Source organism: Stenotrophomonas veracruzanensis (genome assembly GCF_032911525.1).
GTDB classification, from domain to species: domain Bacteria; phylum Pseudomonadota; class Gammaproteobacteria; order Xanthomonadales; family Xanthomonadaceae; genus Stenotrophomonas; species Stenotrophomonas africana.
Genome location: NZ_JAWJTI010000007.1, coordinates 108,194 through 131,845 on the forward strand (window position 1 = coordinate 108,194; position 23,652 = coordinate 131,845).

Consider the following 23,652-nt stretch of genomic DNA (forward strand, 5'->3'; position numbering starts at 1 on the left):
TTTGGCCTTGGCCGGCAAAGCCCCCGGCGGCGGACGGAGAACGACCGGGGCGATTGGGCGATCGGCGGGTAGCGTCGACTGTCAGTCGACTATCGCGCGCAGCGCGGGTTTTTCGGCGGCGTTGGGAAGAGCAGTCGACTGACAGTCGACTCTACCGGCGGTTTCGCGGTTTCGCCGTTCGCCGCCTACTTCAGGTTGCCCAGCATCCAGTCCACGGTGGCGTGGATCTGTTCCTCGGTCAGCGCCGGGTTGCCGCCCTTGGGCGGCATGATGCCGCCGTCGGGGCCGGTGTAGCCCTCGATGGCGTGCTTGTAGAGGGTGTCCTTGCCCTGTGCGATGCGCTTGTCCCAGTGCGAATGGTCCAGCGTCGGCGCCATGCCCACACCGGTGGTGTGGCAGGCGGTGCACAGGTTGTCGAAGATGACCTTGCCGTCCTTGGTGCCACCGTAGGCCACCTGCGACGCGGCCTTGGCCAGCGCGGCGGCCTTGGCCGCTGCCTGCGCGGCGGCGCCGGTGCTGCCGGCATAGACCGCACCGGTGGGCGAGATGCGCTGCTCGGTGCGCTTGGCCGCGGTCGGCGACACCTCGGGCGGAATCCGGGTGTGGATGTAGGCGGCAAGGAGGATGAGGCCGAGGGTGATGGTCGCCAGCAGCGCGATCACCATGGAGAAGCGTTTCAGGAACTCCAGATCGTAATTCCGCACTCTTCGTTACCCCTGGCTGATAGTCGTTGGACCACGGCTGAGCGACTGCGTGATGGGCCGAGTATAGAACGCGCTTTGCGTGCGACAACAGGCGTCACCGCTGGTGCGGCGCAGCATGCCCACCCGGTAGTGCCGGCCGCTGGCCGGCATCGCCATCCCGCCGGATAGATCGTGCAGAAGCCGGCCAGCGGCCGGCTCTACCAAATTACCGGGCGCCGATCGCGCGCAGGCAGAAGCTGCAGATCGCATCCACCAGCGCGTCCTCGTCGCGGTGTGCTTCGCGGCTGGGCGCGGTGGGGCCGACCATCGCTTCGGTGAAGGCACCGACCAGGCAGGCGGCGGCCACATGCGCGTCCTGCGCCGGCAGCTCACCGGCCGCCACGCCCTCCTCCACCAGCCGCAGGAACACGTCGCCGAAGGCGCGACGACCGCGCATGCGCTCGGCTTCCACATCCGGGTCGACCGGTTCGACGATGAAGGCATGCGCCAGCCCCGGCCCGGCCAGGGCGCGGCGGACGAAGGCGGTGATCGCCAGCCGCAGGCGCTCGCTGGCCACCTCCGGGCCACTGGCGATGCGCTCCATGATCGCGACCTCGTGGGCCACGGCGGCGTTGAGCACCTCCACGAACAGCTCGGCCTTGGACGGGAAGTGGCGGTAGATCAGGCCGGTGGACACCCCAGCCTGGGTCGCTACGGCCGTCACCGGGGCATTGCGCCAGCCGCCGGTGGCGACCAGCTCGCGAGTGGCCAGCAGGATCCGTTCACGGGCGCCCGCCAGGCGTTCTTCCATCAGTGCAGAGCGTTTATAGGCCATGTTTTGATTCTATTTTCAATTTTTGAATTTGTATTCACTTCTTGCCTGAACCCCGCTACGCTGGGGTCCAATCGCCCGTGTGGGCAGCGGTCCTGCAGACCGCCGCCCGCTCCCCCGCCGGGTGCGTCCATTTCCTGCCATCCCGCCGTGGAGCCACCACAATGCACGTGCCATCCCTGAACTTCGACCTTGGCGAAGACATCGACCTGCTGCGCCAGAGCGTGGCCCATTTTGCCGCCGCCGAGGTCGCACCGCTGGCCGCCGAGGCCGATGCCACCAACCAGTTCCCGCTGGCTCTGTGGCCGAAGCTGGGCGAACAAGGCCTGCTCGGCCTCACCGTGGAGGAAGAATACGGTGGTACCGGCATGGGCTACCTGGCCCACGTGGTGGCGATGGAAGAAATCTCGCGCGCTTCCGGTGGCATCGGCCTGTCCTATGGCGCGCACTCCAACCTGTGCGTGAACCAGCTGCGCAAGAACGGCAACGAAGAACAGAAGCAGCGCTTCCTGCCCGGCCTCTGCAATGGCAGCCTGGTCGGCGCGCTGGCGATGAGCGAGCCGGGTGCCGGTTCGGACGTGGTGTCGATGAAGCTGCGCGCCGACAAGCGCGGCGACCGCTACGTGCTCAACGGCAACAAGATGTGGATCACCAACGGCCCGGACGCCGACGTGCTGGTGGTCTATGCCAAGACCGACATGGAGGCCGGCGCCAAGGGCATCACCGCCTTCCTGGTCGAGAAGGGCATGAAGGGCTTTTCCACCGCGCAGAAGCTGGACAAGCTGGGCATGCGCTCCTCGCCCACCTGCGAACTGGTGTTCCAGGACTGCGAAGTGCCGGAAGAGAACGTGCTGGGCCAGGTCGGCGGTGGCGTGCGCGTGCTGATGTCCGGCCTGGACTATGAGCGCGTGGTGCTGTCCGGTGGCCCGCTGGGCCTGATGGCCGCGGCCATGGACGTGGTGATGCCGTACGTGCACGAGCGCCACCAGTTCGGTGAAGCGATCGGCAGCTTCCAGCTGATCCAGGCCAAGATCGCCGACATGTACGTGGGCCTGGGCGCCTGCCGTGCGTATGTCTATGCCGTGGCGCGCGCCTGCGACCAGGGCCGCACCACCCGCCAGGACGCCGCCGGTGCCATCCTGTACGCCGCCGAGAAGGCCACCTGGCTGACCGGCCAGGCGATCCAGATCCTGGGTGGCAACGGCTACATCAACGAATATCCGACCGGCCGTTTGTGGCGCGACGCCAAGCTGTATGAAATCGGCGCCGGCACCTCGGAGATCCGCCGCATGCTGATCGGCCGCGAACTGTTCCAGCGCACCCTGTAAGGCCACCGCGATGACCGTCCTGAACAGCCAGCTGCAACCGGGCAGCGAAACGTTTGAAAGCAACCGCGCGGCCATGCAGGCCGTGGTTGATGCCCTGCACGCCACGCTTGCCCGCACTGCACTGGGCGGCAGCGAGGCCGCACGCGCCAAGCACACCGCGCGCGGCAAGCTGCTGGTGCGCGACCGCATCGACGCCCTGCTCGACCCAGGCAGCGCCTTCCTGGAAATCGCGCCGTTGGCCGCGCATGGCATGTACGAAGACGCCGTGCCTGCCGCGGGCGTGGTGGCCGGCATCGGCCGCGTCAGCGGCGTGGAATGCGTGATCGTGGCCAACGACGCCACGGTCAAGGGCGGCACCTACTATCCGATGACGGTGAAGAAGCACCTGCGCGCGCAGGAGATTGCCGAGCAGAACCATCTTCCGTGCATCTACCTGGTCGATTCCGGTGGCGCGTTCCTGCCACTGCAGGACGAAGTCTTCCCCGACCGCGACCATTTCGGCCGCATCTTCTACAACCAGGCCAACCTGTCCGCGCAGGGCATTCCGCAGATCGCCTGCGTGATGGGCAGCTGCACCGCCGGTGGCGCCTACGTGCCGGCGATGAGCGACGAGACGGTGATCGTGCGCGAGCAGGGTACGATCTTCCTCGGCGGCCCGCCGCTGGTGAAGGCGGCCACCGGTGAAGTGGTGACGGCCGAGGAGCTGGGCGGCGCCGATGTGCACACCCGCATCTCCGGCGTGGCCGACCATATGGCCGACAACGACCTGCAGGCACTGGCACGGGTGCGCGCGATCATCGCGCAGTTGAACTGGCGCAAGCCGGAGCCGGCGATGGCGGTGCAGCCTTCCGAAGAACCGCTGCTGCCGGCGCATGAGTTGTACGGGGTGATCCCCGCCGATACGCGCAAGCCCTACGACGTGCGCGAAGTGATCGCGCGGCTGGTCGATGGCTCGCGCTTCGATGAGTTCAAGCCGCGCTACGGCGCAACGCTGGTGACCGGCTTCGCGCATCTGAACGGCTACCCGATCGGCATCATCGCCAACAACGGCATCCTGTTCTCCGAGTCGGCACTGAAGGGCGCGCACTTCATCGAGCTGTGCACCCAGCGCAACATCCCGCTGGTATTCCTGCAGAACATCACCGGCTTCATGGTCGGCCGCAAGTACGAACAGGGCGGCATCGCCAAGGACGGGGCCAAGCTGGTGATGGCCGTGGCCTGCGCCAAGGTGCCCAAGTTCACCGTGGTGATCGGCGGCTCGTTCGGTGCCGGCAATTACGGCATGTGCGGCCGTGCGTACTCGCCGAACTTCCTGTGGATGTGGCCGAACGCGCGCATCGGCGTGATGGGTGGCGAGCAGGCTGCCAGCGTGCTGGCCACGGTCAAGCGCGATGGCATCGAAGCCAAGGGCGGCCAGTGGCCGGCAGCGGAGGAAGATGCGTTCAAGGCGCCGATCCGCGACCAGTTCGAACAGCAGGGCCACCCGTACTACGCCAGCGCACGCCTGTGGGACGACGGCGTGATCGATCCGGCCGACACCCGCCGGGTGCTGGCCCTGGCGCTGTCGGCCAGCCTCAACGCCGCCCCGCAGCAGACGCGCTTCGGCGTGTTCCGCATGTGACCCGTGCCATGACCGAGCACGCTCCTATGAAGCACGTTGCCATGTTCACCAAAGTCCTGATCGCCAACCGCGGCGAAATCGCCTGCCGCGTCATCGCCACCTGTCGCCGCCTCGGCATCGCCACCGTGGCGGTGTATTCCGATGCCGACCGCAACGCACGCCACGTGCGCCTGGCCGACGAAGCCCTCCACATTGGTCCGGCCGCTGCACGTGAGAGCTACCTGCGCGGCGATGCCCTGCTCGACGCCGCACGCCTGACCGGCGCGCAGGCCATCCACCCCGGTTACGGCTTCCTGTCCGAGAATGCCGACTTCGCCGATGCCTGCGCTGCAGCCGGCATCACCTTCATCGGGCCGCCGGCCAGCGCCATCCGCGCGATGGGCGACAAGAGCGCGGCCAAGGCGCTGATGGCCAAGGCCGGTGTGCCGCTGACCCCGGGCTACCACGGCGACCAGCAGGCACCGGACTTCCTGCGCGCGCAGGCCGATGGCATCGGCTACCCGGTGCTGATCAAGGCCAGTGCCGGCGGCGGTGGCAAGGGCATGCGCAAGGTCGAGCGCAGCGAGGATTTCGTCGACGCACTTGCCAGCTGCCAGCGCGAAGCGGCCTCGGCGTTCGGCAATGACCACGTGCTGGTCGAGAAGTACGTCGAGCGCCCGCGCCATATCGAGATCCAGGTATTTGGCGACAGCCACGGTGAGGCGGTCTACCTGTTCGAGCGCGACTGCTCGGTGCAGCGCCGCCACCAGAAGGTGCTGGAAGAAGCGCCGGCGCCGGGCATGAGTGCGGAACGTCGTGCTGCGATGGGCAAGGCCGCGGTCGATGCCGCGCGTGCGGTGGGCTACGTCGGTGCCGGCACGGTGGAATTCATCGCCGGCCCGGACGGCGATTTCTACTTCATGGAAATGAACACCCGCCTGCAGGTCGAACACCCGGTGACCGAGTACATCACCGGTACCGATCTGGTGGAGTGGCAGCTGCGCGTGGCCTCGGGCCAGCCGCTGCCGCTGCGCCAGGAAGAGCTGGCGATTCACGGTCATGCCATCGAAGCACGCCTGTACGCCGAAGATGCCGACCGCGGCTTCCTGCCGTCCACCGGCACCCTGCGCCGCCTGCGCCTGCCCACGCCGTCGGCCCATGTGCGCGTGGATACCGGCGTGGAGGAAGGCGACAGCATCACGCCGTACTACGATCCGATGATTGCCAAGCTGATCGTCTGGGACGTGGACCGCGACGCCGCACTGCGCCGCATGAGCCAGGCCCTGGCCGACTGCCAGGTGGTGGGCGTGACCACCAATGCCGGATTCCTGCGCCGGCTGGTGAACACCGATTCGTTCGCGCACGCCAAGCTGGATACCGCGCTGATCGAACGCGAACAGGCGGCGTTGAGTGCGGTGGGCGACACGGATGATGCTCTGTGGCAGCTGGCCGCCATGGCCGCGGTTGCAAGCACTGCCGGTGCCAGCACCGACGCGCGCGACCCGCATTCGCCGTGGCAGGCCCAGGACGGCTGGCGCCTTGGCGCATCGGCACCGCGCCTGCTGCCGCTGCAGCAGGGCGAACGCAAGCACACGCTGAAAGTATGGGCACAGGCCGATGGCTGGCGCGTGCAGCGCGATGACGCCGCACCGGTGCAGGTGATCGGCACGGCCGATGCGCAGCGCTTGTCAGTGCAGTTGGATGGCCATCGCTGGTCACTGCAGCAGCTGCGCGAAGGCGATCAGCTGTATCTGTTCGGCGCCGATGGCCAGCACCGCTTCACCCTGCATGATCCGGTGGGCGAATCGGACCACGCCGTGGCCGATGCCGGCAGCCTGCTGGCGCCGATGCCGGGCAAGATCGTCGCGACACTGGTCGCGGCCGGCACCGAGGTCAAGCGCGGCACGCCGCTGGTGGTGCTGGAAGCGATGAAGATGGAGCACACGCTGCAGGCACCGGCGGACGGCACGGTGAAGGGTTACCGCGCCAAGGCCGGCGACCAGGTGGGTGACGGTGCGGTGCTGGTGGACTTCGAAGCGGCGTGAACACCGGGGCGGCGACCGCTCAGCGGTCGTCGCCCGCCACCACCCGGCCAGCGGGATCGAATTCGGCCGTGTCCAGCGTGGCACTGCGCCAGCCCAGGCCGCAGATGGCCATCGCGCTCTGTCCGATGCCATCGAAACCGAAGGCGCGATCGACATCGGCATCGTTGATGGCTGCGGTGACGAATGCCGCCAGGCCACGCTCGGTCGCGCACAGGTACAGCAGCTGCGAGATGTGGCCGACATCCAGCGTCACCGCACGATATGCCTTGGCGTGGTTGCGGTACTTCCAGAAGCAGCGGTCGTACCGCGGTGCGAGCACCAGCAGCGCCGGTGCATCGGCGAACCACTCCTGACCGGACAGCATCCGCCGTGCCAGCGCGGGCAATGCATCAGCCGGTGGCGAGGGCAACGGCAGTACCGCGTGCTGCACGGGGTGGTAGTGGTACAGCCCCGGTACCAGCCCTTCCACGTTCTGTACCAGCAGGAAACCTTCGGTGGGATGCAGGCCGCCACCGGAGGGCACGTTCTTCTTCAGGAACTCGGTATCACGCTCGACCTTCTGCACCGCATGGGCCATCAGCGTGCGCTGCAGCACCTGGGCCAGCAGCGGCAATGGCAGCGCACGCTGCGGGTCGAAATTGCGGCAGGTCGTGCGCTGCGCCAGCAGCGCGTCGAACGCGGCCTCTTCGCTGCGCGGCAACTGCTGGTAGTCGCCCTGCATCGGCTGCACCACCGGCGGCGGCGGTCCCAGCCGCTGGCGCAGGCCGGCAGCGGTATCCAGACCCTGCCGGCGCATGTCCTCCACGCTGTCCACGGCCTGCCAGCGCGCATGGCGATGAGCCAGTGCAGCCAACGGCCACCATTGACTGCGCCGCAATGCCTCATCACGCATCTGGTGCCCGACCTCATCCGGCGGGTCGGTCAGCAGCAGCCCCTGCTCGACCAGGCGCGCCAGCATCGCCGGAGAGGTGCCGGCCGGCGGTTCGCTCCAGCGATGCGCGCTGAGCTCGCCCAGCAACTGGCGCTCCTCGGCGTCCACCGGCAGGGGTTGGTCCAGATGGGCGGCCAAGGCCACCCAGCTGATCTGGCTGTCCATCTCGGCGTGGCCGGCCAGCATCGCGCGCAGGTCCAGGGTGACCGACTCGCGGGGCTCGAACATCAGGCTGGCGCAGCGGCGCAGGCGCATGGGTTTCCTTCCTCCTGCCGCACAACCGGCATAGCAGCAACGACCGCGGCGCGGCCAACTTTAGCGACAGGCACGCTACCGCCCTCAATGGCAGGCCGTGGCGGCCGATACGAGAAACTCAACCTACGGACGATCCCCATGAGCACCCATCCCCGCCTTTCCGCCGAAGACGCCAGCACCCTGCTGGACCACCTCATCGGCAACGACGACTTCCGCAACCACTTCACCGCATCGCCGGGCAAGGCCCTGGCCTCGATCGGGCTGGACGGTGCCGTTGGCGAGAACGACTGCATGAAGATCGGCACCCTGGCTTCGGTCGAGGAGCTGCGCCGCACCCGCGACTCGCTGCATGCGTACCTGAGTACCTCGACTGCCTCGATGACGGTGGTGTTCTGCTTCGAAGCCGACCGGATCGACGAGCGCGTCAACGCCTGAGTCCGCATCAGCGTGACACCCGCATGGACACCGCCTCCGTGGCGATGTCGTGCACATTCAGGGGCTGCCAGATCTGCATGGACGCCACCTCGGCAATGGCCTGACCGTGGTGCCGGGCCAGCCAGACCTGCTCGCGGCGCACACCGGCAGCGTCCTGCTCGGCACGCAGTGCCTGCAGCAGCACAACATGGGCCTGTACCGGTTCGCTGCCATCAAACGTGGGCTCGAGCAGATGGCGTGCCGCTTGCGGACGCTGTTGCGCCAGTTCGGCCATCGCCAGCACGACCCGGCGCCACTTGGCCACCACAGGGCTGCGCTGCCGCTCCAGCAGTTCGCCATGGTCGCGCAGCCACTCTGCGGCCAGCGCATGCTGGCCCTGGCGCTGGGCCAGATAGGTCAGGGCCAGCAGCTGCAGACTGCGGCTGCCCACGGCGGAGTCGTCGTTCTTCCGCAGCAGCGGCCGCAGCACGGCGGCGATGGATTCAAGCTCCTTCGCATCGCCGGCCGTGCACAGCGTGGTCACGGTCGCGTGTTGCAGGCGTTGATGGATCTGGTAGTCGATCAGGTCCGGCGGCGGACCATCCGCAGCAATCGCGGCATGCAGGCCGCTGCAATCACGCTGCTCCGCAGCCACCAGCAGGTGGGCCCGCAGACGCATGCGCTGCTGCAGGTCGTCCCCCCGCGGCAACCGCATCAACAGCTGCTGCGCCTGTGCGTCCAGGCCCTGCGCAACCAGCACGTCCACATCCAGATCGTCGGCCTCGTCATTGCCGCGCAGCATCTGTGCCTGATGCAAGGTGCGCATTGCCTGCTGCGGCTGGCCGAGGCCCAACTGTGCCCGCGCCAGATGGATCATCGGATACAGCCGCAGCGGGTCCTGGGGCACCGTCGCGGCGCGCGCATAGGGCTCGGACTCGGTGAAGCGATTGTCCTGCAGCAGCCCCCAGGAAGTATTGGACAGGCCCGCAAACGAATCCGGATAGATCTTGGCCAGTGCACGCCACTGTTCCAACGGCCAGCCACCGGGTTCCAGTTCGGCCTGCCAACCCTTCAGGTACAGGCGCTCACGCGCGGGCAGGCGCTGCTGCTGGGCCAGCGCGTGCTCCAGCGCGTCACGCGCCTCCGCAACCTGCGCGGTGCGGGCCAGCAGTTTGGCCACGCCCATGTAGGCCAGGGCGAAACCAGGATCGATATCGATCGCCGCCTGGTAGAGGTTGCGTGCTTCCTCGAAGCGACGCTGGCCCAGTGCGCTTTCGGCCAGGGCAAACGCACGCAGTGCGCGCAGGTCCTGGGTCGATGCCCGTGGCAGCGGCAACGACTGTTCCAGGCTCGCCACCGACTCACCCAGGCCACGTCGCAGGCGTCCGACCACGTCGTCCACCGCGAACACCATCTGATCGGATCGATCCGCGGTGGCGGTGAACGTCTGGATCACCTGGCCGCTGCCCGGCGCTGCGACGTCGATGGCCAGCTCGTAGCCACCGATCTTCTGCCGCACGGTCGGCAACAGCACGGCGCGGGCGCCTTCACGCACCGCCACGTCGACGGCGGTATCCCGGTTCAGCCGGGTATCGCCCGAGAGCCGCGCCATTTCCAGGCTCTCGCGGATCTTGCCCTCGGACAGCACGTTCACGTAGCGCGACTGCTCCAGCGCGATCCGGATCGCGTGCCGCATCGAGTCGTCGAAGATCGGATCACCGGTGAGATTGTCGACGTCCCCCAGCACCACCCAGTCGCGCTCGGCAAACGCAATCGCCGGTTCCGGGCGCAGCAGCAGCCAGCCGCCCAGCATCGCCACCGTCAGCACCAGGCCTTCAGCGGCCAGCACCCACGGCTGCCGCCACAGTGGCAGGTCGCGGCGCGCCTTGGCATTGGCCCGCGGCATGCGCAGCGGTGCGGAGCCGATCTCGCCTACTTCGATCACTTCCTGCACCACCGGCACGCCCTTGAAGCGCCAGCGTCCGTGCGACTTCCACAGCAGGCGCGTGCCGCGCTCACCCAACGCATCGGCGGCGCGGTGGGTCAGTGATTCGGCAACGGCGGACAACAGGATCTGGCCGGGGCGGGCCAGCGTCATCAGGCGCGCCGCCATCGGCTTGGCCAGACCTTCCACTTCCATCGACTTGGCGCCAACGCGAACCGCCTCGGCACTGTTTTCCCAGGTCAGCACGTCACCCACATGCAGGCCGGCACGCGCACGCAATTCAATCGCACGTTGCTGGCCAAGCGCATGCAGTTCGCGCTGGTAGTCCAAGGCGAAGCCCAATGCATCGATGGCGCGCTCGAACAGCATGAACAGGCCGTCGGAGCGATCGATCAGCTGGCCATTCCAGCGGTGCTGCAGCACCAGCACCAGGCGATCGTGTTCCTGGAAAAGGCTCGCCGCCGCCATGTCGCCGATGCGCTCGACCAGCTGCAACGAATCACACAGATCAGTGAACAGCAGGGCGCGTAGCTGTGGGCTATGCGGGGCTGACGTTCCGTTGTCGCCATTCATCGCCTGCATCTCCCTATTGGTCGTCCGGATCATCCACCCAGCGCAGGCAGTTGCCGCCATCGCGCTTGGCCTGGTACAGCGCGCGATCTGCGCTGGCGTACCACTCGCTCCAGCCGGCCTCGGGGGCCAACAGGCTGGCACCGATGCTGACCAGGCTGACATGCGGCGTGCCATGACTGCGTTCGAGCAGGCCATGTACTGCGCTGAGGATGAACTCGGCCGCGTGCTGCACGATCTCATGGTTGCCACGGCGCAGGATCAGGCAGAACTCATCGCCGCCGAGGCGGCACGCCAGGTCCTGCTCACCGGCCATCGAGCGCAGGATGTTGCCCATGCTCTGCAGCACGCGATCACCAGCCTGGTGGCCGTGGCGATCATTGATCTGCTTGAAGCGATCGCAGTCGATCAGCAGCAGTGCCTGCGGCAACCCGCCGCCGTCGGCGCGGCATTCCTGCAGGTACAGGGTCAGGCCACGGCGGTTGTGCAGCCCGGTCAGTTCATCGGTACGCACCAGCTCACGGGTGTGGGTCAGTTGATGGGTGGTGATGTACAGATTGTCCAGCGCGGTTTCCAGATCATGGTTGCGCCGGCGCAGCTGGCTGATCAGGGCCTGCTCGTTGGTCAGCACGCGCATGATCGTGCGGCGCAGGAAGTAGGCGACCAGGCCGGGATCGGATTCCACCAGGCGATGGAAATCGGCCGGGCCCAGCTCCAGTACTTCGCAGTCGACCAGCGCGCGCGCGCTGGCGCTGCGCAGGTGATCGCCGACCAGCAGGCCAAGCTCGCCGAAGAACTCATGCTGGCCGAGCGTCTTGATCACCAGGTCCTCGCCGAAATCCAGTTCGATCTGGCCTTCGAGGATCACATACATCCGTTCGCCGCGATGGCCACGCTGGAACAACCACTGTCCGGCATGAAGCTTGCATGGGCGGGCGAATCTGGCGAACAATGCAACCTCGGCAGCGGAAAGCAGCGCGTGCACGATCTCGGCCATCGCCACCCGGGCGATACCTGACGTCACATCACTGTTCTCGGCCGCACCCCTGCCGGTCATTCCCTGCACCCGCCGCCAGCGTCCCCTGGTGAGCCGCGGAGCATAGCACCGGTTTAAAGTGTGCGTCCTATCTCATTTTTAATGCCCAAACGATCTTGCCTGATGTGAAGATGCGTGGGGGCCATTCTGGTCACGGGTGTCCGGGCAAAAATGCTGCTGGATCAATCCGATGGCGGTTTTCACAGGATTCTGGCCAAGTTGCCGCGGACAGGGGTGCGCCTGATTGACGCTGCCTGCTGGCCGCGCCTTTGCATCGATACAACAACGCCGGCAGGTCCCCCGACCGGCCGGCGTTGTCTGGCCCTTCCCTGGCCACCCTGATCGGATTGCGGCGCTTCGGTAGAGCCGGCCGCTGGCCGGTTTCCCTGCAGTGCCCGCAGGATCACGTGGTTGCCGGCCAGAGGCCGGCACTACCGCATCACGCAGCGCGTTCGCTGCGCCCGCCATGGAACTGTTCTTCCTCGGTGGAGCCGGTCAGCGCGGTGGTCGACGACTGGCCCTGCTGGATCGCCTGGGTCACCGCGTCGAAGTAGCCGGTACCGACCTCACGCTGGTGCTTGACCGCGGTGAAGCCACGCTCGGCCGCTTCGAACTCGGCTTCCTGCAGTTCCACGAACGCGCTCATCTGGCGGCGTGCGTAGCCGTGGGCCAGATTGAACATGCCGTAGTTCAGCGCATGGAAACCGGCCAGGGTGATGAACTGGAACTTGTAGCCGTAGCTGCCCAGCTCGCGCTGGAACTTCGCAATGGTGGCGTCATCCAGGTTCTTCTTCCAGTTGAAGCTGGGCGAGCAGTTGTAGGCCAGCAGCTTGCCCGGGAACTTCGCATGGATTGCCTCGGCGAACCTGCGTGCGAATTCCAGATCCGGCTTGCCGGTCTCGCACCACACCAGGTCGGCATACGGGGCATAGGCCAGGCCACGGCTGATCGCCTGGTCCAGGCCATTGCGGGTCTTGTAGAAGCCCTCGACGGTGCGCTCGCCGGTGGCGAACGGCTTGTCGTTGCCGTCGATGTCGCTGGTCAGCAGATCGGCGGCTTCGGCATCGGTGCGCGCCACCAGCAGGGTCGGCACGCCCAGCACGTCGGCAGCCAGGCGCGCGGCGTTGAGCTTCTCGATCGCCTCGCGGGTCGGCACCAGCACCTTGCCACCCATGTGGCCGCACTTCTTCACCGAGGCCAGCTGGTCTTCGAAGTGCACGCCGGCAGCGCCGGCTTCGATCATCGCCTTCATCAGTTCGAACGCGTTGAGCACGCCGCCGAAGCCGGCCTCGGCATCGGCCACGATCGGCTGCAGGAAGTCGATGTCATCCTTGCCTTCGGCGTGGTGCAGCTGGTCGGCGCGCAGCAGCGTGTTGTTGATGCGCTTGACCACTGCCGGCACCGAATCGGCCGGGTACAGCGACTGGTCCGGATACATCTGCCCGGCCAGGTTGGCGTCGGCCGCCACCTGCCAACCGGACAGGTAGATCGCCTTCAGGCCGGCCTTGACCTGCTGCATGGCCTGGTTGCCGGTCAGTGCACCCAGCGCGTTGACGAACTCGCGCTCATGCAGCGAGGCCCACAGCTTTTCCGCACCCAGGCGGGCCAGTGAATGCTCGATGTGGACGGTGCCGCGCAGGCGCACCACGTCGGCGGCGCTGTAGTTGCGCTGGATGCCTTCCCAACGCGGGTTGGTATCCCAGTCGTGCTGGATCTGTTCGGCAGTGGGCAGCTTGCTCATGTCTTTCTCCAGTTCGGTTCGTGCGTGCAGCGGGGAGGGAAACGGCGGGTTTGCGGGCAGTCGGTCAGTCGATGCGCGCGTAGGCCGGCAGGGTCAGGAAATCGGTCAGTTCTTCGCTGCGGCTCAGTTCGCCGAGCAGGGTGATGGCCTCGCCGATGCGTGCACCACCGGGCAGTGCGCTGGTGTCGCCCAGGCGCGCTGGCAGCTGTGCCAGGGTGGAATCCAGCAGCGCCAGATCGATCGCAGTGCCATCGTCCAGCTGCTGGCCCGGCGTATGCAGCCACTGCCACAGCTGGCTGCGGCTGATCTCGGCGGTGGCCGCGTCCTCCATCAGGTGATGGATCGGCACGCAGCCGTTGCCATCCAGCCACGCCGCCAGATAGCGCACGCAGACTTCCACGTTGCCCTCGAAGCCGGCGCGGGTGATGGTGCCCGGCGGCCGCGCGATCAGTTCGTCGCGGCCGACGTGCACATCCTGGCGCAGCACGCTGTGCTGGTTCGCACCGGGCATGTGTTCATCGAAGATCGCCATCGCCACCGGAATCAGCGCCGGATGCGCAACCCAGGTGCCGTCATGGCCGGCGGTGACTTCGCGCAGCTTGTCGGCGCGCACCCGGGCCATCGCCTGCTCGTTGGCGGCGGCATCGTTGTTGATCGGAATCTGCGCGGCCATGCCGCCCATCGCATGCGCACCGCGGCGGTGGCAGGTCTGGATCAGCAGTTCCGAATAGGCCTTCAGGAACGGCTGGGTCATGGTCACCTGGCCGCGTTCGGGCAGCACGCGGTCGGCGTGGCGGCGGAAGGTCTTCAGGTACGAGAAGATGTAGTCCCATCGCCCGCAGTTCAGGCCGACGATGCGGTCACGCAGCGCGTGCAGGATCTCGTCCATCTCGAACACCGCCGGCAGCGTTTCGATCAGCACGGTCACCTTGATCTGGCCGTGCGGCAGGCCGAGCATGCCTTCGATGTGCGACAGCGCGGTCTCCCACAGCGCCGCCTCTTCCATGCTCTGCAGCTTGGGCAGGTAGAAGTACGGGCCACGGTCCTTCGCCTGCAGGGTGCGGGCGTTGTGGAAGGCGAACACCGCCGCATCGAACAGGCCGCCGGCGATGAACTGGCCATCGATGCGCACGTGCTTCTCGTCCAGGTGCCAGCCACGCGGGCGCACGATCAGCACCGCCTGTTCGTCGTACGGGCGCAGGGTGTAGTGCTTGCCGGCCTTCCCGTTGGATGCCGGCGCGGTGTACTCGAGGTCGCCGCGCACCGCCGCCGCCAGCGACTGCTGGCCGGCCAGCAGGTTGCGCCAGGTCGGCGAGGTCGAATCCTCGAAGTCGGCCATGAACACCTTGGCGCCGGAGTTCAGCGCGTTGATGACCATCTTCGGGTCGGTCGGGCCAGTGATCTCGACGCGGCGGTCCTGCAGCGCGGCCGGCAGCGGCGCAACGCGCCAGTCGCCGCTGCGGATGGCGGTGGTGTCTTCGCGGAAGTCCGGCAGGCCGCCCTGGTCGAAGAACGCCTGACGCTCGCGACGCGCCTGCAGCCGTGCCTGCCGGCCCGGTTCCACCGCGCGGTGCAGCGACACCAGCAGAGCCAGCAGCGGCGCCGGCAGCACGGTGTCCTGGCCAGCCACGCGGGTCGCCAGGGCGATACCAGGGGTAGCCTTGGCGGCGGGGGTGGGAACAGCGGAAGCGACGGCGGACATGGGGCGACTCCAACGATGGGGGAACGACTCCACGGTGCCGCTGGGCCTGAGTATTTGGCAAAACAGTTTTTGCAATGTTCTACATAAGTTGTGCTAATACTCATGACACGATGAGCACACGCCCGCTTCCAAGTCCGCGTTTTTCCTACAAATCCGACCGGCTGAAGCCGCTGCGCGCGTTCTGCCAGACGGTGCGTCTGGGGTCGGTCTCACGGGCTGCTGAGGCGCTTTTCGTCAGCCAGCCGGCCATCAGCCTGCAGCTGCAGGCGCTGGAACGGGAGCTGGGGGTGCCGTTGTTCGAGCGCAGCGGTCGCCGCCTGGTGCCCAGCCGCGAGGGCCAGCTGCTGTACGAGATGGCACAGCCGCTGGTGGAGAACCTGGATGGGCTGGAGGCGCGCTTCCGCGACAAGGTGCGTGGCCTGGACGCGGGCGAGTTGAACATCGCCGCCAACAGTTCGACCATTCTGTACCTGCTGCCGAAGATCGTCGAACGCTTCCGCCTGCATCACCCGGACGTGCGCCTGACCCTGCACAACGCGATCAGCGCCGATGGCACCGACCTGCTGCGCGAGGACGCCGCCGACCTGGCGATCGGTTCGATGACCGATGTGCCGGCCGACCTGACCTACGCCCCGGCCTACCGCTTCGAGCAGGTGCTGATCGCACCGCACGACCATCCGCTGGCCAGTGGCGGCGAGCTGGAGCTGGCCGACATCGCGCGCTATCCGCTGGTGCTGCCGCCGAAGCGGCAGATCACCTACCGGCTGGTCGACCAGGTGTTCCAGCGCCACCGCATCGCCTACACCGTGGCGCTGGAAGTGGGTGGCTGGGAGGTCATCAAGCAATACGTAGCGATGGGCATGGGCATTTCCATCGTGCCGGCGCTGTGCCTGAACGAGGCCGACCACGAGCGGCTGGCGGCGCGGTCGATGAAGCGGTGGTTCCCGGAGCGCAGTTACGGGGTGATCGTGCGCCGGGGCAAGGCATTGTCGGCGCAGGCGCGGGCGTTCATCGAGCTGATCCAGCCGGAGTTGTTCAGTCCGCGCGATTACGACCAGAGCGGGCATTCGGAGCGGTGAGGGGTGTTCGGCAGGGCTGCGCCCTGCACCCGCCGAAGCCGAAGCAACAGCAAAAGCCGGCTATCCGTGGGATGGCGGGGTGGGTCCGGTTGCGGGGGACGCTGCAAGTACGTCCCTGTAAGCTCGGTCGCCGCATCCATGCGGCTCACGCCCCCGCAACCGGATCCACCCCGCCTTCGACAGATCGCTAGCGCTGTTGGTGAGTGTCGACCCTGGTCGACACGTAAACAATGATCGAAACCGGATTTTGTAGAGTCGAGCCATGCTCGACTGGCGGGAAAACGATCGAAGAAGGCGACAAGCCCGGTTCCGGTCTGGCTAGACTGCACCCATGTCCATCGAACTCCGTCACCTGCGTTACTTCCTCGCTGTTGCCGATACGCTGCACTTCGGCCAGGCGGCGGAGCGGTTGGGCATGTCGCAGCCGCCGCTCAGCCAGCAGATCCGCCAGCTGGAAGATCTGATCGGGGCGCGCCTGTTCGTGCGCAGCCATCGTCGTGTGCAGCTGACGCCTGCGGGCGAGCTGCTGCAGGAACGTGCACGCGCCATCGTGCAGCAGGTGGAGGTGGCGGTGGACGAAGTGCAGCGCGCGCAGCGCGGTGAGCAGGGTGAGCTGCACATCGGCCTGACCCGCGCCACGCCGCTGTCGCCGCAGATTCCGCGTTCGATCCTGCGCTACCGCCAGCAGTACCCGCAGGTGCGGCTGCAGCTGAGCGAAATGAACACCCTGCAGCAGATTGATGCGCTGCTCGACGGTTCACTGGACGTGGGCATCATCCGCAAGCGTGCATTGCCACCGGAACTGGTGGCGCACAGTCTGTTCGTCGATCCGCTGGCGTTGATCGTGCATGCCGACCACCCTGCCCTGCGCAGGCTTTCGAAGCAGGGCACGCTGTCGCTGCGCGACTTCGCGCAGGAGCCGTTCGTGGCGTTCCGCCGCAGTGCCGGTGCGGGAATTCATGACCACATGATCGCGTTGTGCGCGGCTGCCGGATTCACACCGCGCATCGTGCAGGAGGCGGGTGAAGCCTCGACGCTGATCAGTCTGGCCGCTGCGGGCCTGGGCGCCGCGATCCTGCCGTCTTCGTGCGATCACATCCGGGTGGAAGGATCGCGCTTCGTGGCACTGGCCGATGCCGGTGCCCATTCGGAAGTGCAGCTGGCATGGCACCGCGAACGGGTAACGCCGTTGATCCGCAATTTCGCCACGCTGCTGCGCGGGGCGTTCGCCGAAGGGTGAGGCGCAACCCACCCGGTAGTGGCCAACCTTGGTTGGCCCACGGCCACAGCGCCAACCAAGGTTGGCATCTACCAGAGCAAGGTCACGCCGTGACCGGCTGCGGGGCGCGCTGGTGCAGCGCCCAGACGATGCCCCCCCCGATCAGGGTCAATACCGCAGCGAACGCACACACGCCCAACCAGTCCCAGGCCGCATAGGCCAAGCCGCCGACCCCACCCAGCACGCTGGACCCAAGATAGTAAGCAAACAAATACAGCGCCGAGGCTTCAGCACGCATCGTGCCGGCACGGCTGCCAACCCAGCTGCTGGCTACCGAGTGACCGCCGAAGAAGCCGAACGTCACCAGCGCGATGCCGAGTGCCATCGTGCTCAGCCAAGGCAATGCCAGCAGCGCGATGCCGACGCCGATCAGTGCGAACGAGATCGACAGGATGCGGCCGCGGCCGTAGCGCGTGGCCTGCTGGCCCATCCACGCCGAACTGAAGGTACCCACCAGATAGACGCTGAAGATCAGGCCGACCACGGTCTGGCTGAGGCGGTACGGCGGCGCCAGCAGGTGGTAGCCCAGGTAGTTGTAGAGGGTGACGAACACGCCCATCAGCACGAACGAGGTGGCGAACAGCCACGGCAGGCCCGGGTCGGCGAACAGCATGCGCCAGCGTGACGGCAACTGGCGCAGGCCATCACGGCGGGGATGGAAGTGGCGCGACGGCGGCAGCTGCAGCCACAGCAGCACGGTGCTGGCGATGGCAATGATCGAGACCACGCCGATGCCCCAGCGCCAGCCCCAGTGATCGGCGATGATGCCGGCCAGCAGCCGCCCGCTCATGCCACCAATGGCATTGCCGCCGATGTACAGGCCCATCGCCAGGCCCAGCGCGCGGCTGTCCATTTCCTCGACCAGGTAGGTCATCGCCACCGCCGGCACACCGCTCAGCGCCAGGCCCAGCAGGGTGCGCAGCACCAGCAGCGTGGTCCAGTCGTCCACCAGCGCGGTGCTCAGCGACAGCATGGCCGAGGCCAGCAGCGCAACGATCATCAACGGGCGCCGGCCGACCGCATCGGACAACAGGCCGGCCAGCAGCATCGCCACTGCCAACGTGCCAGTGGTCAACGACAGCGACATCGCGCTGCCGGCGGCGGACACACCGAAGTGACGGCTGAACTCGGGCAGCAGCGGCTGCACCGTGTACAGCAAGCCGAAGGTGGAGAAGCCGGCCAGGAACAGCGCCAACGCGGTGCGGCGGAAGGCCGGTGTGCCCTGCTGGATGCGGGTCTCGGTGTCGAAGTCGACGGTGTGGGGACGGCGCTCGACGGCCGCCGTGGTTTCGCCAGTCATGGAATCAATGGGCCGGTGGGGGACGGCCGGGCGTGGGAGGGAGCAGGCCTCAGACTAGGCCCGTCCATCCAGTCGATCCATAACCTGATAGGTCAGGATTGATACACAGAAAGTATCAATTCAGCTTACAGGCGCTGCCACTCGAAGCCGGCGCCCCGGCGGTAATACACCGCCACGGCGCGGCCGTAGACCTTGTCGGCGTCGACGAAGCCGAAGAAGCGGCCATCGAAGCTGTTGCCGCGGTGGTCACCCAGCACCAGCACCTTGCCGGCCGGCACCAGCAGGTCGGCGATGTCCGGGCCGCCGCCCATGTCCAGATCGAGGCTGGCACGGCGTTCACCGAAGGCTTCCACGTCCTGCAGGTCCGCGGTCTGCAGCGGCTGACCGTTGATGCTCAGGTGCCCTTCGTGCAGCTGCACATGGTCACCGGCCACCGCCGCCACGCGCTTGATCAGGCGGGTGCCGTCGGCCGGCGAATCGAATACCGCCACTTCGCCGCGCTGCGGCGTGCCGGTGGACACCAGTTCCTTGCCGGTGAATGGCAGGCGCAGGCCGTAGGCGCGCATGTCCACCACCACCCGGTCGCCGGGCTGCAGGGTCGGCTGCATCGAACCGCTGGGCACCACGTAGTGGTTGGCCAGGGTATCGCGGGCGGCGGCGAGCAGGCCCAGCATCACCAGCAACGGCAGCGCCTCCTTCTTCAGCCAGGCCAGCGCGCGTTCGGAAAAGGGAGGGCGGGCAACGGCGTCCACGGCAGGCTCCGGGTGAGTGGTAGCTGCATCAGACCACATCCGGGCCGAAGAGGTTCCCGCGCCTGGAACCTGTAGAGCCGAGCCCATGCTCGGCTTGCTCTTGTAGCATCGAGCTTGCTCGACTGAGGCGCAGAGCAGTCGAGCAAGCTCGACTCTACGGAACGGCAGCCGAGCATGGGCTCGGCTCTACAAAACGGGTTACGCAGGTTTTACGCCCCAGCCCGGCCGCGGGCATCGCACCTTTACGGGCAGCACGCGCATCGTGTGCCCACCGCGCCACAGGGCGCATTCCGCAAGGTGTTGTATGACCCTCCTGGTGATCCGCCACGCATCTTCGTCGGCGCCGCGCCCGCAGCTGCCGGCGCAGTTGAGCGGCCATCGCGTGCTGTGCAGCGACTGCGCCAGCCTGTCCGAGGTACGCCAGTGCCTGTGCCAGCCGCAGGCGCGCTCGGCCGACTGGGTACTGCTGGATGTTGGTGCCGCCGACGAGGCGCAATGGCAGGCTGAAGGTGGCGCGCTGCAGGCGGCGCTGGAACGGCTGCCGGCGCAGTACATCGAGCTGCAGGCGTCCAGCGAACCCGGCCTCGAGGCACGCCTGCGCCTGCAGCATGGCCCCGCAGCAGTGGTGGTGGACCAGCGCAGCCAGCAGGCCGGTTACCCGTTGTCGCTGGCCATCGTTGGCCGCCGCCTGGCGCAGGAGGGTTGAGCCATGTCGATCTTCATCATCCGCGGCCCGGAAGCCGCCGGTGCATTGATCCGCACGGCGATGCCACTGCCGGCACCGGTACTGAAGTCACTGGTGCATCGCGCGATCGACGCCGGCACCAGCGTGGCAATCCGCGCCTGCGGCTCGGAACAGGAACTGCTGGATGCCCTGCGCGTGGCCGATCACAGCCGTGGCGAGGTGACGCTGCTTGACCCGGGTGCGTGTGCCAACAGCCTGCGCCTGCAGCGCCTTCTGCCCTACCTGCACAACGCCTACGTGGAAGTGCATGACGACGGCGCGGTGGCCGAGCCGTGCCTGCCGGCTGGTGTCGGCCAGCGCCTGGGCATCGCCGCCGGGTATGGCGCGCAGAGCTATGTGCTGGCGCTGGATATCGCGCTGGATCACCTGGGGCTGGCCGAGCAGGCGAACCGGGTGCATGTGGGGACGTAAAGCGCTTGTGTAGCGTCGAGCCATGCTCGACTGGCTTTTCCGCCTTTGTAGAGCCGAGCCCATGCTCGGCTGCCTTTCCAGGAAACATCAGCCGAGCATGGGCTCGGCTCTACACAAAGAAAAACGGCGGGGTTTCCCCCGCCGTTTTCTGTTTCTTATTTCAGCCCGCGGAACTTCAGCAGCGGTTCCACCGACGGGTCCTTGCCGCGGAAATCGCGGTACAGGGTCGACAGCTCCACGCTGTTGCCGCGCGAGAGGATCTTGTCGCGGAATTCCTGACCGTTGGCGGCGGTCAGGCCACCGTGTTCGGTGAACCACTGGTAGGCGTCATGGTCGAGCACTTCCGCCCAGAAGTAGGCGTAGTAGCCAGCCGAGTAACCACCACCCCAGATGTGGTCGAAGTAGGTGGTGCGGTAGCGCGGCGGCACCTGCGGCAGGTCGACCTTGAACTTCTTCAGCGCGCTGGCTTCAAAGGCGCCGACATCCTGCAGCGGCGCATCGGCCTTCTGGGTGTGCCAGGCCAGGTCCAGCAGTGCGGCCGACAGGTACTCGGTGGTCGCGTAGCCCTGGTTGAAGCTGCGTGCCTTGAGGATCTTGTCGACCAGTTCCTGCGGCATCGCTTCGCCGGTCTTGTAGTGCTTGGCGTAGTTGGCGAACACCTTCGGGTCCAGCGCCCAGTGTTCGTTGAACTGCGACGGGAACTCGACGAAATCACGCGAGGTGGCCGTACCGGCGATCGACGGGTACTTCACGTTCGAGAACATGCCATGCAGTGCGTGGCCGAACTCGTGGAACATGGTGGTGACGTCGTCGAAGCTGATCAGCGCAGGCTGGCCGGCGGCCGGCTTGGTGAAGTTGCAGACGTTGTAGACCACCGGCTTGGCACCGGTCAGGCCATCCTGTTCAACGAACACGTCCATCCAGGCGCCGCCGGACTTGCTGTCACGCTTGAAGTAGTCGGTGTAGAACAGGGCCAGCGAGGTGCCGTCCTTGTCGAACACTTCGTACACCTTCATGTCCGGGTTGTAGGTCGGAATGTCGGTACGCGGCTTGAAGGTGATGCCGTACAGCTGGGTGGCGGCGTAGAAGACGCCGTTCTGCAGCACGTTGTCCAGTTCGAAGTACGGCTTGATCTGCGACTCGTCCAGATCGTACTTGGCCTTGCGCACCTGCTCGGCGTAGAAGTCCCAATCCGAAGCGGCGACCTGGAATCCACCCTTCTGCGCGTCGATCACCTTCTGGATCTCGCCGGCTTCGGCACGGGCCTTGGCGGTGGCGGCCGGCACGGTGTCGGTCAGCAGCTTCAGCGCGGCGGCCGGGGTCTTGGCCATCTGGTCGCCCAGCTGGTAGTCGGCGAAGGTGTCGAAGCCGAGCAGCTTGGCCTTCTGCGCGCGCAGCTGGGCCAAGCGCTGCACGGTCTGCCGGGTGTCGTTGGCATCGCCACGCTCGGCGCGGGTTTCCGAAGCCTTCAGCACGGCGGCGCGCTGGTCGCGGTCGCTCAGCGAGCCGAGCACCGGCTGCTGGGTGGTGTTCTGCAACGGCAGCAGGAACTTGCCATCCAGCTTGCGCTCCTTCGCTGCGTTGGCGGCGTTGTTGACCGCGCTTTCGTCCAGGCCGGCCAGCTTGGCCTTGTCGTCGACCACGACGGCCGCTGCGGCGGTGGCGGCCACCAGACGGGTATGGAACTGGGTGGAAAGGGTGGTTTCTTCCACGTTGAGCTTGCGCAGGCTCGCCTTGTCGGCGTCGGACAGCTGCGCGCCGGCGCGCACCAGGCCGTCGTAGTAATGCTCGACCAGGCGCTTCTGCACCGGATCCAGTTCCAGCGTGTCACGCTGGTCGTACAGCGACTTCACGCGCGCGAACAGCTTCGGATCGAGATTGATCTCGTCCTGGTGCGCGGCCAGCTTCGGCGCCACCTCTTCCTGGATCTTCTGGCGTGCATCGTTGGTGTCGGCCTGGACCAGGCCGAAGAAGATGCGCGACACGCGGTTCAGCGTCTCGCCGCTGCGCTCCATCGCCACGATGGTGTTGTCGAAGGTGGCCGGTTCGCTGCTGTCGGCGATCTTGCGCACGTCGGCCAGGTGCTGGCGCATGCCTTCCTCGAACGCCGGCAGGTAGTCGCTGTCCTTGATCTTGTCGAACTGCGGCGCCTGGAACGGCAGCGTGCTGGCGCTCAGCAGCGGATTGGTGGAGGCTTCGGCCGGCTGCTGGGCCGGGGCTTTCTGGGCATCGGACACGGGGGTGGACTCCTTGCCGGAACAGGCCGCCAGCGCCAGGCTGATGGCGGCGGCCAGGACTACGGTACGCGACATGTAAAACACTCCTTGGGCAGACGGTACGGGATACCAGCCCTCCACCCTACTCCTGTCGCGCTCGCCCGGCATGTGCCGGACGTGGCGTCTATGCGGCGGCCTGTGGCAGGCTCAGACCGTACCGCGGGTCTTGCCGATCCAGGGCCGGTAGAACTCGCGGATGGCGGCCATGTCGGCGGCGTCATCGCCGCTGGGCGTGAACAGCGGGCCGATGCCGATGGTCTTTTCCGGGTAGTGGAAATACGCGGCCAGGATCGGTACGTCGGCCATCCGGGCGATCTTCAGGAAGCCGGCCTTCCAGTCCTTCACCGCCTTGCGGGTGCCCTCGGGCGTGATCGCGAACCACATCTTCTCGTTGTTGCGCAGCAGGTCCACCGCCTGCCCCACCGTGCCCTGCGGCGAACTGCGATCGAGCGGGATCACCCCCAGCTTGTGCAGCAGTGGCCCCAGCGGCCACCAGAACAGCGATGCCTTGCCCAGCACCTTGACCTTCATGCCCAGCGCGATCTTGGCCGCCATGCCCCACAGGCCATCCCAGTTGGACGAATGCGGGGCGATGATGAAGACCAGCCTGGGGATGTCAGGCAGGGTACCGGTCACCTTCCAGCCGCCCATGCGCAGGGTGCAGCGCGCCAGCCAGCGCAGGAAGGCGTTGGGTTTGACCTGCGGCATCTGCGGCGGCACGGCCGGCA

Annotated in this window: 19 protein-coding genes; 8 read left to right on the forward strand and 11 right to left on the reverse strand. The window is 67.0% G+C overall.

Features of this window, described 5'->3' with window-relative positions; genetic code table 11:
• Positions 1 to 185 precede the first annotated feature (185 nt).
• Together R1H25_RS07860 and R1H25_RS07865 are read right to left on the reverse strand one after the other, a co-directional pair.
• Positions 186 to 704, reverse strand: coding sequence for a cytochrome c5 family protein (locus R1H25_RS07860; protein WP_005407662.1), 519 nt, complete (start codon positions 702 to 704; stop codon positions 186 to 188).
• A 205-nt stretch (positions 705 to 909) separates the two neighbouring features.
• Positions 910 to 1,518: a TetR/AcrR family transcriptional regulator gene (locus R1H25_RS07865; protein ID WP_005407661.1), complete on the reverse strand. Its 609-nt coding sequence runs from the start codon at positions 1,516 to 1,518 to the stop codon at positions 910 to 912.
• A 161-nt stretch (positions 1,519 to 1,679) separates the two neighbouring features.
• Here R1H25_RS07865 and R1H25_RS07870 point away from each other — a divergent pair, with 161 nt between their 5' ends.
• Genes R1H25_RS07870 through R1H25_RS07880 form a run of 3 tightly spaced genes read left to right on the forward strand, consistent with a single transcriptional unit; the run spans position 1,680 to position 6,488 of the window.
• A complete protein-coding gene (locus R1H25_RS07870) occupies positions 1,680 to 2,843 on the forward strand; it encodes an isovaleryl-CoA dehydrogenase (RefSeq protein WP_057500055.1) in 1,164 nt (387 codons plus the stop codon).
• A 10-nt stretch (positions 2,844 to 2,853) separates the two neighbouring features.
• Positions 2,854 to 4,464 carry a carboxyl transferase domain-containing protein gene (locus tag R1H25_RS07875; RefSeq protein WP_317223256.1) on the forward strand — a complete coding sequence of 537 codons (1,611 nt, stop codon included), beginning with the start codon at positions 2,854 to 2,856 and terminating at the stop codon, positions 4,462 to 4,464.
• Positions 4,465 to 4,472: 8 nt separating this feature from the next.
• Positions 4,473 to 6,488, forward strand: coding sequence for an acetyl-CoA carboxylase biotin carboxylase subunit (locus tag R1H25_RS07880; protein ID WP_373695556.1), 2,016 nt, complete (start codon positions 4,473 to 4,475; stop codon positions 6,486 to 6,488).
• Between the two features lie 19 nt (positions 6,489 to 6,507).
• Here R1H25_RS07880 and R1H25_RS07885 read toward each other — a convergent pair whose 3' ends face one another.
• Positions 6,508 to 7,674, reverse strand: a complete 1,167-nt coding sequence (locus tag R1H25_RS07885; RefSeq protein WP_317223258.1) for a putative peptide maturation dehydrogenase — start codon at positions 7,672 to 7,674, stop codon at positions 6,508 to 6,510.
• A 138-nt stretch (positions 7,675 to 7,812) separates the two neighbouring features.
• Between R1H25_RS07885 and R1H25_RS07890 the strand changes: the two genes are divergently transcribed.
• Entirely contained in the window at positions 7,813 to 8,109 is a 297-nt protein-coding gene (locus R1H25_RS07890; protein WP_049448795.1) for an NHLP-related RiPP peptide, read from the forward strand.
• Positions 8,110 to 8,116: 7 nt separating this feature from the next.
• Here R1H25_RS07890 and R1H25_RS07895 read toward each other — a convergent pair whose 3' ends face one another.
• The 4 genes from R1H25_RS07895 to aceB all read right to left on the reverse strand — a co-directional run bounded on the left by R1H25_RS07895 (position 8,117) and on the right by aceB (position 15,082).
• Positions 8,117 to 10,615: a putative peptide modification system cyclase gene (locus R1H25_RS07895; RefSeq protein ID WP_317223259.1), complete on the reverse strand. Its 2,499-nt coding sequence runs from the start codon at positions 10,613 to 10,615 to the stop codon at positions 8,117 to 8,119.
• Between the two features lie 4 nt (positions 10,616 to 10,619).
• Entirely contained in the window at positions 10,620 to 11,660 is a 1,041-nt protein-coding gene (locus R1H25_RS07900; protein ID WP_049448791.1) for a diguanylate cyclase, read from the reverse strand.
• A 418-nt stretch (positions 11,661 to 12,078) separates the two neighbouring features.
• The gene (aceA, locus tag R1H25_RS07905) at positions 12,079 to 13,380 is read right to left on the reverse strand and encodes an isocitrate lyase (protein ID WP_014035583.1); all 1,302 of its coding nucleotides are present in this window, start codon (positions 13,378 to 13,380) and stop codon (positions 12,079 to 12,081) included.
• 64 nt (positions 13,381 to 13,444) lie between these two features.
• The gene (aceB, locus tag R1H25_RS07910; protein ID WP_317223260.1) at positions 13,445 to 15,082 is read right to left on the reverse strand and encodes a malate synthase A; all 1,638 of its coding nucleotides are present in this window, start codon (positions 15,080 to 15,082) and stop codon (positions 13,445 to 13,447) included.
• 110 nt (positions 15,083 to 15,192) lie between these two features.
• Here aceB and R1H25_RS07915 point away from each other — a divergent pair, with 110 nt between their 5' ends.
• Positions 15,193 to 16,161, forward strand: a complete 969-nt coding sequence (locus R1H25_RS07915; RefSeq protein WP_057500059.1) for a LysR family transcriptional regulator — start codon at positions 15,193 to 15,195, stop codon at positions 16,159 to 16,161.
• A gap of 331 nt (positions 16,162 to 16,492) precedes the next feature.
• On the forward strand, positions 16,493 to 17,401 hold the full coding sequence (locus R1H25_RS07920) for a LysR substrate-binding domain-containing protein (protein WP_317223261.1): 909 nt from the start codon (positions 16,493 to 16,495) through the stop codon (positions 17,399 to 17,401).
• An 82-nt stretch (positions 17,402 to 17,483) separates the two neighbouring features.
• Here the strand turns inward: R1H25_RS07920 and R1H25_RS07925 are convergent, their stop codons facing one another.
• Positions 17,484 to 18,740, reverse strand: coding sequence for an MFS transporter (locus tag R1H25_RS07925; protein ID WP_049447256.1), 1,257 nt, complete (start codon positions 18,738 to 18,740; stop codon positions 17,484 to 17,486).
• Between the two features lie 125 nt (positions 18,741 to 18,865).
• A complete protein-coding gene (lepB, locus tag R1H25_RS07930; protein WP_317223262.1) occupies positions 18,866 to 19,492 on the reverse strand; it encodes a signal peptidase I in 627 nt (208 codons plus the stop codon).
• A 304-nt stretch (positions 19,493 to 19,796) separates the two neighbouring features.
• Here lepB and R1H25_RS07935 point away from each other — a divergent pair, with 304 nt between their 5' ends.
• Positions 19,797 to 20,198 (forward strand): hypothetical protein, encoded by a 402-nt coding sequence (locus R1H25_RS07935; RefSeq protein ID WP_317223263.1) that lies wholly within the window; start codon positions 19,797 to 19,799, stop codon positions 20,196 to 20,198.
• Positions 20,199 to 20,201: 3 nt separating this feature from the next.
• Positions 20,202 to 20,648, forward strand: coding sequence for a 3-dehydroquinate dehydratase (locus R1H25_RS07940; RefSeq protein WP_004153636.1), 447 nt, complete (start codon positions 20,202 to 20,204; stop codon positions 20,646 to 20,648).
• Between the two features lie 155 nt (positions 20,649 to 20,803).
• On the opposite strand, the gene dcp is transcribed toward R1H25_RS07940, so the two are convergent.
• On the reverse strand, positions 20,804 to 22,960 hold the full coding sequence (gene dcp, locus R1H25_RS07945; RefSeq protein WP_241881043.1) for a peptidyl-dipeptidase Dcp: 2,157 nt from the start codon (positions 22,958 to 22,960) through the stop codon (positions 20,804 to 20,806).
• A 111-nt stretch (positions 22,961 to 23,071) separates the two neighbouring features.
• Positions 23,072 to 23,632: a lysophospholipid acyltransferase family protein gene (locus R1H25_RS07950; RefSeq protein ID WP_226053502.1), complete on the reverse strand. Its 561-nt coding sequence runs from the start codon at positions 23,630 to 23,632 to the stop codon at positions 23,072 to 23,074.
• Between the last annotated feature and the right edge of the window lie 20 nt (positions 23,633 to 23,652).

Bases quoted from the DNA above. Each gene is read 5' to 3' on its own strand.
- R1H25_RS07865 (WP_005407661.1), bottom strand. From the start codon at position 1,518: ATGGCCTATAAACGCTCTGCACTGATGGAAGAACGCCTGGCGGGCGCC.
- R1H25_RS07870 (WP_057500055.1), top strand. From the start codon at position 1,680: ATGCACGTGCCATCCCTGAACTTCGACCTTGGCGAAGACATCGACCTG.
- R1H25_RS07875 (WP_317223256.1), top strand. From the start codon at position 2,854: ATGACCGTCCTGAACAGCCAGCTGCAACCGGGCAGCGAAACGTTTGAA.
- R1H25_RS07880 (WP_373695556.1), top strand. From the start codon at position 4,473: ATGACCGAGCACGCTCCTATGAAGCACGTTGCCATGTTCACCAAAGTC.
- R1H25_RS07885 (WP_317223258.1), bottom strand. From the start codon at position 7,674: ATGCGCCTGCGCCGCTGCGCCAGCCTGATGTTCGAGCCCCGCGAGTCG.
- R1H25_RS07890 (WP_049448795.1), top strand. From the start codon at position 7,813: ATGAGCACCCATCCCCGCCTTTCCGCCGAAGACGCCAGCACCCTGCTG.
- R1H25_RS07895 (WP_317223259.1), bottom strand. From the start codon at position 10,615: ATGCAGGCGATGAATGGCGACAACGGAACGTCAGCCCCGCATAGCCCA.
- R1H25_RS07900 (WP_049448791.1), bottom strand. From the start codon at position 11,660: ATGACCGGCAGGGGTGCGGCCGAGAACAGTGATGTGACGTCAGGTATC.
- aceA (WP_014035583.1), bottom strand. From the start codon at position 13,380: ATGAGCAAGCTGCCCACTGCCGAACAGATCCAGCACGACTGGGATACC.
- aceB (WP_317223260.1), bottom strand. From the start codon at position 15,082: ATGTCCGCCGTCGCTTCCGCTGTTCCCACCCCCGCCGCCAAGGCTACC.
- R1H25_RS07915 (WP_057500059.1), top strand. From the start codon at position 15,193: ATGAGCACACGCCCGCTTCCAAGTCCGCGTTTTTCCTACAAATCCGAC.
- R1H25_RS07920 (WP_317223261.1), top strand. From the start codon at position 16,493: ATGTCCATCGAACTCCGTCACCTGCGTTACTTCCTCGCTGTTGCCGAT.
- R1H25_RS07925 (WP_049447256.1), bottom strand. From the start codon at position 18,740: ATGACTGGCGAAACCACGGCGGCCGTCGAGCGCCGTCCCCACACCGTC.
- R1H25_RS07935 (WP_317223263.1), top strand. From the start codon at position 19,797: ATGACCCTCCTGGTGATCCGCCACGCATCTTCGTCGGCGCCGCGCCCG.
- R1H25_RS07940 (WP_004153636.1), top strand. From the start codon at position 20,202: ATGTCGATCTTCATCATCCGCGGCCCGGAAGCCGCCGGTGCATTGATC.
- dcp (WP_241881043.1), bottom strand. From the start codon at position 22,960: ATGTCGCGTACCGTAGTCCTGGCCGCCGCCATCAGCCTGGCGCTGGCG.
- R1H25_RS07950 (WP_226053502.1), bottom strand. From the start codon at position 23,632: ATGCCGCAGGTCAAACCCAACGCCTTCCTGCGCTGGCTGGCGCGCTGC.